This is a genomic window from Rhodococcus koreensis (genome assembly GCF_017068375.1).
In the GTDB taxonomy this organism is placed as follows: Bacteria; Actinomycetota; Actinomycetes; order Mycobacteriales; family Mycobacteriaceae; genus Rhodococcus_F; species Rhodococcus_F koreensis.
On record NZ_CP070611.1, the window covers coordinates 191,413 to 206,328 of the forward strand.

At 62.1% G+C, this 14,916-nt stretch carries 13 protein-coding genes and 1 pseudogene; 11 read left to right on the top strand and 3 right to left on the bottom strand.

The window, feature by feature from the left end:
- The first annotated feature begins 6 nt into the window (after window positions 1-6).
- Entirely contained in the window at window positions 7-879 is an 873-nt protein-coding gene (locus JWS14_RS47440; RefSeq protein ID WP_164060214.1) for an SMP-30/gluconolactonase/LRE family protein, read from the top strand.
- 37 nt (window positions 880-916) lie between these two features.
- On the top strand, window positions 917-2,008 hold the full coding sequence (locus JWS14_RS47445; RefSeq protein ID WP_206017105.1) for a phosphotransferase family protein: 1,092 nt from the start codon (window positions 917-919) through the stop codon (window positions 2,006-2,008).
- An 11-nt stretch (window positions 2,009-2,019) separates the two neighbouring features.
- Here JWS14_RS47445 and JWS14_RS52120 read toward each other — a convergent pair.
- The 3 genes and pseudogenes from JWS14_RS52120 to JWS14_RS47460 all read right to left on the bottom strand — a co-directional run.
- A pseudogene (locus tag JWS14_RS52120) lies at window positions 2,020-3,395 on the bottom strand (IS1634 family transposase); the annotation flags it as partial.
- Window positions 3,396-3,557: 162 nt separating this feature from the next.
- Window positions 3,558-4,361, bottom strand: a complete 804-nt coding sequence (locus tag JWS14_RS47455; protein WP_133988299.1) for an enoyl-CoA hydratase/isomerase family protein — start codon at window positions 4,359-4,361, stop codon at window positions 3,558-3,560.
- Window positions 4,358-5,509: a CaiB/BaiF CoA transferase family protein gene (locus tag JWS14_RS47460; protein ID WP_206017317.1), complete on the bottom strand. Its 1,152-nt coding sequence runs from the start codon at window positions 5,507-5,509 to the stop codon at window positions 4,358-4,360. Before JWS14_RS47460 ends, JWS14_RS47455 begins: the two co-directional genes overlap by 4 nt.
- A gap of 166 nt (window positions 5,510-5,675) precedes the next feature.
- On the opposite strand from JWS14_RS47460, the gene JWS14_RS47465 reads away from it, so the two are divergent.
- From JWS14_RS47465 to JWS14_RS47505, 9 genes are all read left to right on the top strand, one after another.
- On the top strand, window positions 5,676-7,010 hold the full coding sequence (locus tag JWS14_RS47465) for an acyl-CoA dehydrogenase family protein (protein ID WP_133988463.1): 1,335 nt from the start codon (window positions 5,676-5,678) through the stop codon (window positions 7,008-7,010).
- Window positions 7,011-7,012: 2 nt separating this feature from the next.
- Window positions 7,013-8,014 carry an NADPH:quinone oxidoreductase family protein gene (locus JWS14_RS47470; RefSeq protein ID WP_164060213.1) on the top strand — a complete coding sequence of 334 codons (1,002 nt, stop codon included), beginning with the start codon at window positions 7,013-7,015 and terminating at the stop codon, window positions 8,012-8,014.
- 93 nt (window positions 8,015-8,107) lie between these two features.
- Window positions 8,108-8,683 carry a TetR/AcrR family transcriptional regulator gene (locus JWS14_RS47475; RefSeq protein WP_133988297.1) on the top strand — a complete coding sequence of 192 codons (576 nt, stop codon included), beginning with the start codon at window positions 8,108-8,110 and terminating at the stop codon, window positions 8,681-8,683.
- Window positions 8,684-8,898: 215 nt separating this feature from the next.
- Window positions 8,899-10,083: an ABC transporter substrate-binding protein gene (locus JWS14_RS47480; protein WP_206017106.1), complete on the top strand. Its 1,185-nt coding sequence runs from the start codon at window positions 8,899-8,901 to the stop codon at window positions 10,081-10,083.
- Window positions 10,084-10,097: 14 nt separating this feature from the next.
- Entirely contained in the window at window positions 10,098-10,910 is an 813-nt protein-coding gene (locus JWS14_RS47485) for a branched-chain amino acid ABC transporter permease (RefSeq protein WP_206017107.1), read from the top strand.
- A gap of 51 nt (window positions 10,911-10,961) precedes the next feature.
- A complete protein-coding gene (locus tag JWS14_RS47490) occupies window positions 10,962-11,489 on the top strand; it encodes a winged helix-turn-helix domain-containing protein (RefSeq protein ID WP_241031894.1) in 528 nt (175 codons plus the stop codon).
- The gene (locus JWS14_RS47495; protein ID WP_259376167.1) at window positions 11,468-12,043 is read left to right on the top strand and encodes an IS630 family transposase; all 576 of its coding nucleotides are present in this window, start codon (window positions 11,468-11,470) and stop codon (window positions 12,041-12,043) included. Before JWS14_RS47490 ends, JWS14_RS47495 begins: the two co-directional genes overlap by 22 nt.
- Window positions 12,044-12,217: 174 nt before the next feature.
- Window positions 12,218-14,200 (top strand): branched-chain amino acid ABC transporter ATP-binding protein/permease, encoded by a 1,983-nt coding sequence (locus JWS14_RS47500; protein ID WP_133988294.1) that lies wholly within the window; start codon window positions 12,218-12,220, stop codon window positions 14,198-14,200.
- Window positions 14,197-14,916: an ABC transporter ATP-binding protein gene (locus tag JWS14_RS47505; protein ID WP_133988293.1), complete on the top strand. Its 720-nt coding sequence runs from the start codon at window positions 14,197-14,199 to the stop codon at window positions 14,914-14,916. Before JWS14_RS47500 ends, JWS14_RS47505 begins: the two co-directional genes overlap by 4 nt.

The following is a 14,916-nucleotide window of genomic DNA, read 5'->3' on the forward strand; positions in this document are numbered from 1 at the left end:
AACGTCATGAAAACTATTCAAGCTGAACAGATCTCTACGGGCCACGGCCTTCTGGAAGGACCGCTCTGGACGCCAGAGGGTCTGCTCGCGGCCGACGCCATCGCCGGGGGCGTCCTTCGCTTCACGGACTCAGGCTCGACCGAGACGGTGATCGAGCACAGGCGCGGGATCGGCGGAATGGCCCTGCACGCCAGTGGCGGGCTCGTGATCAGCGGCCGGAACGTGGCGGTCAAGGGGCTTGTCAGCAGCGATGACACAGCAACTCATGTGTTGCGTGAGAATGATCCGTCCAACGGTGTCGTCGGATACAACGACTTGACGGTGGATACCCACGGTCGCCTGTATGTGGGTTCGCTGGCCTTCGTTGCTTCAGAATCACGGGATGTCGATAAGCCAGGTCAGCTCTTTTGCATCGATCTCGATGGTTCGGCACGTATTGTGGCAGAAGATGTTCTGCTCACGAATGGGCTCGGATTTTCGCCGGACGGCTCGCTTCTTTATCACGCCGATACCCTGCGTTCGACCGTCAACGTGTATGACGTGGACGACCGAGGCGGGCTTGGTCCCAAGCGATCCTTCGTGACGGCGGGGGACGGCGAACAACCTGACGGACTCGCCGTTGACGCCGCAGGAAATGTGTGGGTCGCTCTGCCGCACAGCGGTCAGGTCGGCTGCTTCAACCAAGATGGAGAGCGTGTCGCGTCGATTCAGATCGACGTCCCGATGGTGACGAGCTTGACTTTTGGCGGCGATGATCTCCGCGATGTCTACATTGTTTCCGGTTCCGAAGGTCTCGACACCGACCGCGGAGCCGGCGTGTTCAAAGCGCGCGTCGAGACACCCGGTCTACCTGCGGCCCTGTGCCGAGTTGAGTTTTGAGGACTATGGGCGGCCTGCGTACCTCGGATGACAGCCGATGAGTACTGCCGCGTCCGACGCAGATCGCCAGCAGCTGAACTCTGGAACAGGGGAGGTGCGTAAACAGCATCGGTTCGATGAGTCTCGATTGACCCAGTGGCTCCAGTCGAACGTGAGTGGCTTCGCGGGCCCCCTGAAGGTGACGCAGTTCCGTGGGGGCCAGTCAAATCCGACTTATCTGCTGAGTACACCCGATGCTGACTACGTCCTGCGGCGTAAGCCGCCAGGTGAGCTGCTGCCGGGGGCTCATGCCGTTGACCGGGAGGCACGGGTCATGATGGCGCTGAACGGCGCCGGTTTTCCGGTCCCGAAGATCCTGGCCGAGTCTCAGGATGAAGCCGTCATTGGCACGGCGTTCTATGTGATGGGTCACGTGGAAGGACGGATCTTCTGGGACAGCAGCATGCCCGCGCTTGACCCTGGTGACCGAACCATGATGTTCGACGACATGAATCGAGTCGTGGCCACATTGCATTCTGTGGACGCTGATGCCGTCGGGCTGAGCGACTTTGGGCGCAAAGGGGGATATCTGCGTCGTCAGCTGAACCGATGGTCCCGGCAGTACGAGTCAGGGTCTGGTGAGCGCGACACAGACATCGACTGGTTGCAGGGCTGGCTCCGCGAGAGATTGCCTACCGATGAGCGTGTCTCAATCACGCACGGAGACATCAAGTGCGACAACTTCATCTTCCATCCCACGGAGCCTCGGGTCGTTGCGGTTCTCGATTGGGAGCTTGCCACCTTGGGTGATCCGCTCGCTGACTTCGGCTACAACGCGTTGATGTATCATCTGCCGAGCGACCTCGCCGGTGGGTTGGGTGCCCGTTCGGTCGATCAGCTCGCAGAGCTGGGGATACCCACAGAGGCTGAGTACGTGGCGAAGTACTGTGAGCGGACGGCGCGTGAAGGCATCGATGACCTGGACCTCTACCTGGCGTTCAACGCCTTTCGGCTCTACGCCATCATGCACGGCATTCGAGCGCGGATCGAGAACGGTACCTCAGCGTCGCCGCACGCGAGCCAGATGATCTCGTCGATGCCGCAACTCGCGAAGCTCGGTAGACACCTGGCAGAACGTGCCGGCAATTGACCAGTCGGCGTTCGTCGACCGGGTCGCATCCGCGACGCCCTGACCGTCTCGATGATGCGGATGAGTAGGAGGGGCGAGCCAGCACAGGATGTCGTGGGCGCGGATGCGTTCCTCGCGCCGGTGGTAGATGGGCCGCAGGTCGAGGATCTGCTTCATGTCCGCCAGCTGCGCTCGACTTCCATCAGCTGCTTGTAGCCCAGGGCGATGTCCTCGACGCTTGGGCTTGGGGTCCGATCAGCGTAGGAGGTATTTTCCGTCGAGGTTCTCCTCCGCCTTGATCCTGGCGTGGTCGATGCGGAGCTTGCCGGCGCCGGTGGTGCGCAGGTGGCGGTTCGGTCCGAGCTTGTCGGCGATCTTCCCGCGCACCTCGCCCCGCTTGAAGTCGCTGAGCGTGTCGGTGTCGGCGATCAACTCCTGCAGGTGGGTGACGAGTTGGGTGCGCATGTGCTTGTCGCGCACCGCCGATTCGAGGTTGTGGCAGATCACGAACCGATCGGTGTCGCTGATCCGTGCTTCCTCGACGCGCATGTTCTCGGCGACGTCCTGGTAGCGGCCCGGGCGGGACGGGGCGGCCTTCACCCGCTGATCCGGAGCGGAGCTTTCCCCGAGGATGTAGGCGTGGTCGCCCTGCCGCAGGTAGTGGCTGTTCTCCTCGCTGGAGAAGCCGCGGTCGGTCACCCACACGATCGTGGCCAGGGTCCAGTCCCGCATCTCGTCCTTGACCTGCGCATCACCGTCTGATCCGAGGCGTTGCCCGGCTAGCACCAGCAGCGCACCGGGATGCCATCCAGGGTGACGGCCATGCCGATGACGATCTGCGGCAGGTCGTCGCGGGAGTCCTTGGACTTGCCGTAGGTGCGGAACCCGGTCTGCTTCGCGTCACCGCGCTCGGGGCCGTCGCCCAGTCGGCGGCCGGCGTCGTTACGGGCGACGGGCTCGTCGGCCTCCTCCAGCTCGAAGTAGGTGCTGGTTGGTGTCGAAGAAACGCAGGGTCACATCGAGGTTCAACAGGTGGCGACCTTGTCGAAGACCTGCTTCTCCAGGTCGTCGGTTACCTCGTGCAGCCTGTCCATCGACCGGTAACAGGGCTGTTCGCCGCTCTCGGCCAGCCCGTCGATGTGCACGTCGTGGCTGCTCCAGTCCGCGGCGGCGAGTTTGAACGACGGTGCCAGCGCCCGGTTGGCGACCAGGGCGAACAGCACCCGTTCGGTGGCGGTCACGTCCCGGCGGCCACGCTGGGACCGTCCGAGCTTGTCCTCGCGGCCGAACGTGAACAGCAGCACCCTGAGCACCGCCCGCTCCCTGGCCGGGTCCCACTCGTTGTGGGCCAGGTGCAGGTACCGCACGTGGCGGTCTTGTTCTCCCGCTTCGTCGTCTTCACGTACAGCTCTAGACCATACGAGCAGAGTCCAGGCCAGTGCAGATGAATCGAATATTCGCGTCTTTAGGGATATTTCGACTTCCGCCCCATGCAGCTCAATGACCTGCTCCTTCAGCTCCGCAGAACCTCTAGAACCCACAAATTGCGTCGAACCCAGGTCTGAAGTGGTCAGCTGAGCAGCCGGCTGGTGAACGTAGCCCGTCGGCGCTCACCGAATGCGGAAATCCCCTCTCGCAGATCAGAGCCGGAGAACGAGTCAACCCGCAGCTGCCGAAGCGCAGCGGACTCGACCGGACGGTCCAGTGCCTGTGAGATCACCAGCTTTGTCAGCCGTATCGCGTACTGCGACTGCTTGGCCAGCTGGCTCGTGTACTCGACGATCTCCTCGTCCAAGGTGGTCGCCGCCAACACCCTGTCGATCAGCCCCAGGCGGTGTGCGGTCGACGCGTCGATTCGGCGAGCCGTGAAGAGCAGGTCCCGGGCCGCGCCGACTCCGACGAGCTCGATCAGCCGACGCGTGGAATCTACGCTGTACGCGACGCCGAGGCTCGTGGGCGGCGTGGCGAATGTGGAGGTGTCGGTGGCAAAGCGCAGATCGCAGGCCATGGCGATCTCAAGCCCTCCACCGATGCAAAAGCCGTTGATACCCGCGATCGTCACTCGTCGGCAGCGCGCGATACTCGACTCCGCCGACGCGACGGCATCGATGTACCCCCGCCCAGCCAGCGGATCCCCGAGTGCTGATCGTAGGTCGGAGATGTCTGCTCCAGCTGCAAAAGCTTCGTTCCCGGCTCCGCGAATGACCAAGGCAACCACCTCGGGGTGCGCCTCGGCTTGCGCGATCAGGCCAGGGATCGCGAGCCACATACTGAGGTTCAGGGCATTGCGTGTCTCTTGCCGATCGATCGTGAGGGTGGCAATAGGGCCGGTGACTGATAGGCGCACCTCACCCTCAGCCTGCTTTGAGGTCACAGCTCGTTCCCGCCGTCGGCGCGGTCCAGCTGGCTGGGGTCCGAAACCCTGAAGTCTGGATCAGATGCTCCGAGCCCCGGAGCCGATCGTTCGTCGGTGCGTCGAAACCCCTGATGGAGGGGACTGGGGATCGCCGCAAAACGATGACCAGCCGTACCTGCGGTCTCCTCGAACGTCTTTCGAGCCGCCCAGTGCGGGTGGGCGAAGGCGACTTCCGGTGTGGTCATGACTGAGACACACACGTCAACACCGTCGAAGAGGGATCGCCAATGGGCACCGTCGTGTTGTGAGAACCGCTCTGCGAGGTGCGTCTGGACGGTCGTCCCGTCGGCGTCCTCCGGCCTGAGCTCGGCAGGGATGGCGAGCATGTCGCACAGGCGGAGCCAGAAACGTTCCTCGAGGGCGGCCAGCGCCACCACTGCGCCGTCGGCCGCCGCGTAAAGCCCGTAACGGGGAGAGCCGCCGGCCGGATGGGCGGTGCCTGGATCGCTCGACTTTCCGGAGACGTCCACCTGGGTCCGAGTCCACCAGTGCCAGAAGAACACATTCTCGGTCATGGCGATATCAAGATGGCTCCCCTGCCCGGTCTGCTCGACCGAGCGGAGCGCCAGGAGGATGTTGACGACAGCCGGATACGTCCCGCCTCCGATGTCCGCGATCAGTGTCGGCGGAAGATGGGGGACGCCCTGTGACTGTGAACGTCGTGCCGAAGCGAGCAGGCCGGCGTCGACCAGATAGTTCAGATCGTGCCCGGCCCTGGATGCGAGCGGGCCGTTCTGTCCGTATCCGGTGATCGAGCAATAGACGATGCGCGGGTTGAGTGAGCGGGCGCGTTCGTAGCCAAGGCCCAGTCGGTCCATCACTCCGGGGCGGAACTGCTCGATCAAAACGTCGGCCTGCGCGATCAACGGCTCGAGCGCAGCTGTTGCTGAAGGAGCCTTCAGATCTATCGCGATGCTGCGCTTGCCGCGATTCAGGGTTTCGAAGTCACAGGGTTCGAAGATGCGCATCTCGTCCCCGACGCCGGGGCGTTCCACCTTGAGAACATCGGCGCCCGCGTCGGACAGGAGCAGACTGGCCAGCGGTCCGGGCACCAGGGTCGAAAAGTCCAGTACTCGGACACGGGCGAGGGGCAATTGTGCCGACATGGGAAGGATTCTCCGTTTCGATCTAGAACAGTAACGGTGATTCGCCAGTTCATCTTTTGATCTAGTATGCATCAGAACCTTTTAGTACGCATCAGAGCCCGCTGAGTGGAGGAGACATATTTTGAGATCCCCAGGCACCACCGTGACACGCTCTCCAGAGACGGATATCGATCTGCGACACACCGATCGCAGTCGAGCGCTTCAGCAGCGGTTAAGCGCATTCATGGACCAGCACGTGTATCCGGCTGAACGGGCAGTGCATCAAGAGATCGAGCGGTTGGGGCCTTGGGCCCTCTACCCGACACTCCTTGGCCTGCGAGAAGAGGCCAAGAGTGTCGGATTGTGGAACCTATTCATGCCCGCGACCCCCGATGGGCAGGGATTGACGAACATGGAGTATGCGCCGCTCGCGGAGATTATGGGGCGAGTCTTGTTCGGAGCGGAGGTGTTCAATTGTTCGGCCCCAGATTCGGGAAATATGGAGGTCCTGCACAAGTACGGCACTCACGAACAGAAAGCGCGGTGGTTGTCACCGTTGCTGGAAGGAAAAATCCGTTCAGCCTTCGCAATGACGGAACCGGACGTGGCGTCGTCCGACGCGACGGCCATTTCAAGTTCCATCGTCCGTGACGGAGACGACTACGTCGTCAATGGGCGGAAGTGGTACACGAGTGGTGCGACCCATCCGAACTGCGAAGTCATGATCTTCATGGGCAGGACGAGCCCTGATGCGGAACGTCACCGGCAGCAGAGCATGATCCTCATACCTCGCAATGCACCTGGCGTGCACGTTGCTCGGGCGCTGCCTGTGCTCGGCTCGTACCTTGACCGCGCGTGTGAGGTCTGGTTCGACGACGTCCGTGTTCCGACCGAGAACATCTTACTGGGAGAGGGGCGGGGGTTCGAAATCGCGCAGGGTCGGCTGGGGCCCGGTCGCATGCACCACTGCATGCGTCTGATCGGCCTGAGCGAACGAGCTCTCGAGCGCATGTGCCAACGTGTCGATAGTCGGAGCACCTTCGGCCGCATGATCTCAGAACAGACCGTGACGCTCGAGCGGATTGCTGAAGCTCGAATCCGCATCGAACAGGCCCGGCTGCTGACCATGAAGGCTTCCTGGATGATGGACACCGTCGGAAACTCCGAGGCGCGCCAAGAGATCGCGATGATCAAGGTTGCCGCGCCCGCGCTCGCGCAGCAGGTCGTGGACTGGGCCATCCAGGCTTTCGGCGGTGCTGGCCTGACGAATGACTTTCTGCTGAGCTCGATGCTCGCCAATTCGCGGTCGATGAGACTTCTGGACGGCCCTGACGAGGTCCATCGGAACCAGATCGGACGGCTCGAGCTTCAGCGGCAGCGTGCAAAGTCGACTGCGGAGGCCTCGGCTGAAGTGCTCTCCCGGGACGAGGCAGTTTCGATGTCCGACTCCGGTTTATGGCCTCGCCCGGTGGATTGGCCGAGCGTTCCGACGGCTATGTCACCGTCAGAGCGGCAGGGCTGAGAATGCGCGCCCTGGTATCACTCCTGCCCGGCGGCCCAGAGACTCTGCAATGGCTCGATCTGCCCGAGCCGCTGCCCGGACCGGGCGAGGTGCGCGTCTCGGTTCGCGCCGTCGGGCTCAACGCGACCGATCTGCTCATGATGCGCGACCTCTATCAAGACAAGGTGGCTCGCCCCTATTCACCCGGCGGCGAGGTCGCTGGGGTCGTCGAGGCATTGGGAGACGGCGTACGTGATCTGGCCGTTGGTGATCGAGTCGTCGCAATCACGGGCTCGGGGGGATTGCGCGAGCAGATCGTCCTACCGGCGGCGGGCCTGATCGGTATCCCCAGCGAGGTCTCGTTCGAAGAAGCGTCTGTCCTGCCCATCGCGTATGCAAGCGCGCTTCATGCCTTGCAGGACCGGGCGCACCTGACTTCGGGTCAGCGTGTGCTCGTCACCGGCGCCGGCGCGGGGATCGGGCTCGCGACCGTGCAGATCGCTACACAGTTGGGGGCTGAGGTCGTGGCCGCGTGTTCGACGGACGAGAAGGTCGAGGCTGCTCTGGCGGGCGGGGCGGTCCGTGGATTGGCATATTCGGGCACCGGCGACGACGCGCCCGATCGCCGAGAGCTTCGGCGCCTGTTCGCCGAAGCTGTTGGAGAAGGCGGGGCAGATGTCGTCGTCGATCCGGTGAGCGGTCCGTATGCCGATCCGGCTGCTCGTGCTCTGGGCCTGGAGGGGCGATATGTGCTGGTCGGATTCGCGGCAGGCGTAGGCCCGCTACCTAACAATGTGGTTCTGGTGAAGCAAGCGAAGGTGATTGGATCCGCTCTCGGTGAATACTTGAAGGTCCGGCCGGAGCGTCTGGGAACGCTCATGGCCCAGCTCCTCGACTGGTGCGTGGCCGGGACTCTGAGGCCTAGTATCACGTCCGTGGTACCACTGGATCAGGCCGCCGACGGACTTGACATGCTTGATCGTCGTGCGATCACCGGAAAAGTGGTCGTGCAGGTAGGGAAGTGAACCACTACACGGTACGCATTGTGGTGCTGCCGATGAGAGGACCCGAGCGTGGCACGAGGACCCTATAAGCGGAATCCCGAACGGATCTCGGCAATGCGTCAACGGATCATCGAGAGCACAGCACGGATCATCGGAGATCGTGGCTATTCCGAGGCGTCGGTGGCTCGCATCGTCGAAGACGTAGGTATTTCTCAAGGGACCTTCTATCGATACTTCGCGACGCGGCAAGACTTGTTCGACGTCGTTCTGCCGACCTATGCCGAACGAATGCTTAACTTCATCCAGGAGCATGTGGACAAGGACTCGGTCGGTCTGGTTCGGGAGATGCAGAGGATGCAGGCGTTCCTCGATTTCGTGGCAGACCATCCTTGGTTCGCTCGTGTCGTGGACGAAGCGAACGTTCAGGCCCCAGCTGGAAATGCCGCCTACTTCGACAGAGTGGTCAACGGCTACGTGAGAACGCTGAATCGAGCGGTCGAACGAGGCGAAATCGTAGGCTATGAGCCTGACGAGCTGGAAGGGATAGCCATCGCGCTGCTCGCCGCGCGCAGCTACTACGCAAAGGTGTATCTCTCCAGCATGGGACCCATCGGTGAGTCACGTGCTGCTGTGCTGAAGGGCTATCGCGCCTTCATAGAGCGCGCGCTCTTCCTGCCAGCACCCCGATAAGGGGATCTGTCGGCCTGGTCGCGCTCCGGATTTCTGGTGCGACCAGGCCTGGTTTGCGTACCCGTACGGCTCTTCGGCGGTTGGGGATTCCCGTCTATTGACAATGATGAATCACGATTATAGGTTTTCATGGTCGCGGAGTGAGCGGCATCACACACTGTGCGGCGCCCAAGTGCGTCGACGGCTAAGGGAGTAGCAATATGCACACACGATGGATGGTGCCAACCCTGGCCACCATGCTTATCGCGAGCGCCTGCGGCAGCTCGGGCTCGGAGTCGTCGTCCTCGGCCGACAGCGATGCCACGATCGGCGTCATCGGCCCGAAGACGGGGCCGGCCCCGCAGTTCTACCAAGACACTCAGCGCGGGATCGAGCTTGCTACGCCGATAATCGAGGAGCGTTACGGTCTCGAACTCGACTTCGTCTACGCCGACGACGCCGGTTCACCGGAAGGCGCCTCGCGCGCCGTGCAGAAGCTTCTGAATGAAGACGATGTCGACGCCATTTTCGGTCCTCCGACGTCGGCTCCAGCTCTGCAAATCGCTGAGGTGATCGCCCGCTCCCAACGTCCGTACCTCTTAGTGTCAGCAAGCAATGCAGACCTGGTCCCGACCGCCGGCGATAAGAATTTTGCGTTCAGAACGCAGTGGGCCGGACCAGTGCTCAATGATGTCAACAGCCAGGTGGTCTTCTCTGATGTCGATGGGAAAAAGCCCGTGGTCGGTATCGCCTATGCCGCAGACGCTTTCGGGCAGGCCGCAGTGGACCAGTATCAAGAACTGGGCAAAGAGCTCGGCGTGGAGGTGGTGGGAGAGTCGATGCAGCCCGGGGCCACAGACTTCACCGCGGGAGCGAAACGGCTCCGTGATGCTGGCGTGAACTCGGTGTTCTTCAACTTCACATCTGGGTCCGACATCGCCACCGTTACCCGCGATATGAAGGTCGTGGGCTTCGACCCGCCGCGCAAGACGACCACCAGCAACGTTCTCGCGAACTACCGGGAGCTGTCCAAGCCTGACGAGTGGGAAGGCTTGAAGTTCGTTGAACGTGAAGACTTGAACAGCCCGAACTTCAGGAAGGTGCTCGACGCCTACAGGTCGGCCTATGGTGAAGAGCCCCAGCTGCCTACCGTTGTGTACAACGTGTTTTCGGCGTTGGACGCTTACGGCCAAGGGCTGAAGGCCGGCGGCGCCGATCGCGAGGCGGTCCGAGACGCGATCGAATCGGCCCATACCGTGGAAGTAGAGGGATCAACCTATGACACTCCCTTTGCGCCGGGGGACGGCGAATTCTACGATGCCGACATCTCCAAATGGCATGTGATGGGATTCGACGACACGCCGGAGGGCAACATCGTCACAGATGGCACAGTCGCTGACTGCACCACGCGCGGCTGCTGAGGGATCGGAATCTCGTGGAGATCGTAGTATCGGGACTGGCCGCGGGCGGTTTGTTTGCCCTTGTTGCCCAAGGCTTCGTCCTCACCTTCCTGACCACTAACACCTTGAACTTCGCACTCGGCGAATTCATGGTTGTCGCCGCGTTCCTCGCGCTGGCAATCAGTTCATGGGGCTGGCTCCCGTCCGCGGGGAAGATCGTTTTTGTGATCGCTGTTGTCGGTGTACTGGGGGCATGGACTTATCGATTGATTGTGCTGCCCTTCAGTTCCGGTCACAACGACACGCGGTGGCTCCTGTCGACCGTAGGTCTCTCTTTCATCATCATCAATATGACCACCAACGGCGAAGGTGTGCTGCGCCAGCCGCTCAACTACGGTGGAATGGACGAAGTCGTCGAGTTCCTGGGGGTCCGCCTTCCGTCCCAACAAGGCCTCATCGCCGTGACAGCGGTCCTTGTCACTATTGCGTTGGTGATGGTGACACGAATGACCGGGCTGGGCACCCGCATGCGAGCCGTGTCAGAAGACGCCGAAGCGGCATCACTCATGGGCATCTCGTCCAAGCGGATCGGAATGATTGCCTACGGCCTAGCCATGTCGGTGGTGGCTCTGGCAGGCGTCCTGTGGGCGGCCGAAGTCGGCGTCTCGCCGCAACTAGGCGAGCCCCTGCTTGTGGGCGCATTCGCGGCGGGCATCATCGGCGGTCTCACCTCTCTCTGGGGACCGCTCCTCGGCGGCGGGATCTACGGGCTGGTCACCGCCGCGGTCGGCGAATCCGCCGGTGTCATGTGGGGCGAAGTCTCCGGACTTCTAAAGATGTTTCGGTAATAGGGTGTGTCGTTGCACGGGATTCACACCGTGCTGCTTGATCATTGATGAATGGCAGGGAAGGAAACCGGTTCGGGTGAGAGCTCGGATGCCCGGAAAGTCAAGCAGCGCGGCGGTCGCCGGGATCTCGAAGCCATGCGTGACCGGCGGATGCGGGCGGCGGAGATGTTCGCCGCAGGACGACGACAGGTCGATGTCGCGGTCGAGTTGGAAGTCTCCCAGCAGACCGCCTCACGCTGGCATCGACAGTGGACCGAAGGGGGCAACGAGGCTTTGGAAGGTGCCGGTCGCGCTGGACGCCGACCCCGCCTCGATGACGCCCAGATCGAGGCGATCCGAGAGGAACTGCTCAAAGGACCCCAAGCGCATGGCTTCGCGACCGGGGTGTGGACCCTAGGCCGGGTCGCGATCGTGATCGAGCGGCTCACCGGCGTGACCTACGGACCCACTCAGACGTGGACGATCCTGCGAACCCGGCTCGGGTGGAGCCGGCAGCGGCCCGCACGTCGGGCAGTCGAACGCGACGAGGACGCCATCGTCGCCTGGCGCGAGAATGAGTGGCCGCGGATAAAAAAATAGCGCGGCGCCGAGGTGCGTGGATCTGCTTCCAGGACGAAAGTGGTGTGTCGCTGCTGCCGGTCGTCCGCGCAACCTGGGCGCCCAAAGGCCTCACACCCGTGCTGCATCACCGATTCTCTTGGAAGCGCATGTCCATGGCCGGAGTACTGGCGTATCGGCCCGATCGCAGCCAGAGCGCGTTCGTGTTCTCCATGACCGACGGCGCCTACAACACCGACAAGCTCATCGAGTTCCTCACCGAACTGCGCGCCCACTTCGCCGGGGAGAAGCTCATCCTGATCTGGGACGGGCTCATGGCCCACCGATCCAAGGCGATGACCGCGTGGCTGGCCACCCAACGCGACTGGCTCCACGTCGAACGCCTCCCTGCGTATGCGCCCGAGCTCAACCCCATCGAACAAGTCTGGGGCAACATGAAATCCACCGAATTGGCCAACCTCTGCCCCGACATCCTCGACGAGGTCCGCACCGCGACCGAGACCGGCCTGACCCGGATCGGCTCGAACTACGACCTGTGCCACAGCTTCCTCGACCACACCGGACTTTCCTTATGATCACCACTCACTCAATTACCGAAACCTCTTTAATCGTCCTGGCCGTTCTGATGTTCCGCCCGGAAGGTTTGCTGGGACGGCGAGTAGACGTGAAGCTCTGACCCCAGCAGCAGCCCGCAAATTGGACACACAAAGCTCGGTCCCGAGACGAGCACGAGCACGAAGGAACACCCAATGAACACGCGCTTTCTGGGTGCGACAAAAATACTCGCACGCTGGTCTGACGTCTCGCCGCAGCGTCGAGACGGTCTGTTCGTCATCGCCCTAGCCCTCGTCTGCTTTCTCGCGCTGACTCCAGGCCTGAGCGGCGAAGGGACATCAATTCCTCACATGCAACTAATAGGCCTGATGGCCGCGATGGTCGTGGCAGCAGTGGGACTGAACCTGGTTTCGGGGTTTGCTGGTCTCATCTCGCTAGGACAGGGTGCGATGTATGCCGTCGGGGCATATGTCTTCGGCTACCTCTCGCTTAAAGGTGAACTGCCGACTCTGCTAGCCGTTCCCATCACGTTGATCGTGTGTGCTGTTGTCGGTGTGGTCGTTGCCCTAGGAACTGCCCGCCTGCGAGGTCCACAATTCACGATGATCACGTTGGTCCTGGCGGTGCTAGTTCACAAAGTCCTGGTGGAGTGGCCAGAACTCGGTGCTGCGTCGGGGTATCCGAACACCCTGCAGCACCAAACTGGCCTCCTTCCCGAGGCGACCGTCTTGGGATTTTCCTTCGTGCCGCCCCTATTTGGTGGCGAGTTCGCCTCGGTACTCGTGCTGGTGTTGGTACTAACCGTGGTGGCGCTGGTGTTGTATAGGAACCTGAGCCTGTCATCATGGGGTCGGTCGCTCAGGGCTGTCGGCGAGAGTGACATGCTCGCCTCGCATCTAGGTGTTCACGTCTTTCAGCGGAAAGTCGCTGCGCTGGGAATCACAAGCGCACTCGGAGGTCTCGGCGGCATTTTCTACGCCCTGCTGTTCGCCCACCTTCAGCCGGAGTCTTTTGACGTATTCTTCTCAATCACCATCTTGCTTGCCGTCATCCTCGGAGGCAGCGGCACCGTTATCGGGCCCGCTGTCGGCGCCGTGATCGTCGTGTGGCTGGAACGCTCAGAGGTGCTGGACGGGGTTACAGAATTACAGCGTCAATATTTGAGTGACCAGTGGTACCTGTCCACACCTGGAATTATCGGCCTGATTCTCATCGCAGCACTGTTCATACTCCCGCGCGGAGTCGTAGGAACGATCTCGGACTTCGCGGCCAAGAGGACGCGCCGAAACCTCACCCAACTCACGGCACCCCCACTGCCCACTGAGCCGCTGTCACCGTCTAGCTTCTTGGCTGTCAACGTCGATGAAGCCGAAACAAGGACCCTGTTGGAAGTGGCCGGTGCAACGAAGCACTTCGGAGGGTTGCTGGCAGTTAACAGAGTTGACCTCCGCGTAGGACCGGGAAGCATCCACGGTGTGATCGGACCGAATGGGGCCGGCAAGTCTTCGCTAGCGAATTTGGTGAGTGGGGCATATCGTCCCGACAGCGGCTCGATCCTCCTGGACGGGGTCGATATTGCGGGCCGCCGCCCGGATCAGATCGCGCGGAAGGGACTTGCCCGAACGTTCCAGACTCCACAGCTCTTCAGTTCGGCCACCGCACTTGAGAATGTGAAGGCGGGATTTGCTGACACAGGCCAGCTGTCGTGGTGGAGGGCCGCGTTGAAGCCACGCGCTCAGTATCGGCGAGAGGTCGAACTCGAGCGGATGGCGACTGCGTTGCTGCGACGGGTGGGTCTGCTCGACGAGGCCTATGTCCTCGCCGGGAGCCTGGCATACGGCAAGGCGCGTGCACTGGAAATTGCTCGAGCGCTCGCAAGTCAACCAAAGGTTCTGATCTTGGATGAGCCAGCCGCCGGGCTCAACTCGACCGAGGTCATGGAGCTGGGGCGCTTGTTGACGGACCTTCGTGCCGATGGTCTCGGCATGATTCTTGTCGAGCACCACATGGATCTGATCTCGACGGTGGCGGACGAGGTGACGTGCTTGGCGCAGGGGACCGTCATCGCCCATGGAACTGCATCGGACGTCTTATCCGACGAGTCGGTGATGGCGGTATACCTCGGGGCGGCCGATTCTCCGCCAGCGGAATCACTCACCGAAGGGAGCCAGGGATGAGCCTAATCGTTGAAGATGTCAGTTCCGGTTATGGCAGGGCGACGGTGATCGAGTCGATCAATGTGGAACTGGCACCCGGCCGTATTTCAGCGGTGATCGGGTCGAACGGCGCAGGCAAATCGACGTTGGCGCGAACCGTGTGCGGCTTGCTGACTTGCCGTTCTGGGTCCATCATCCTCGACGGCAAACCCGTCCAGAAGCTGTCCGCGGCCCAGCGAGCTCGCGCCGGTATCGTCATGGTGCCAGAAGGTCGGCGGCTGTTCGCGAAGCTGACCGTTGCGGAAAACATCCGCATGGGCTCCTACGCGGCTGCGGGACGCGGCAAGGCATCGACGCAGCACGTCGAGACGCTCCTCGACGCGTTCCCCATCATCCGAGATCGCTGGAGCCAGCGGGCCGGCCATCTGTCCGGCGGCGAACAACAGATGGTCGCACTGACTCGAGCCGTCGCCTCGGCACCCAAATATCTGTTGCTCGACGAACCGTCGCTCGGCCTCAGCCCCAAGCTGACGCAGGAAGTCTTCCGCCTGATCCAACTGATCGCAGACGAGACGAACGCCGGAATTTTCTTGATCGAGCAGATGGCTGACGATGCCTTGGGCCTCGCGCAGCATGCCAATGTGCTCGAACAGGGACTAATCACGATCAGCGGGCCAGCTGATGAATTGCGGACTTCGCCCGATGTTCGCGCTGCCTACCTCGGAAAGATCCATTGA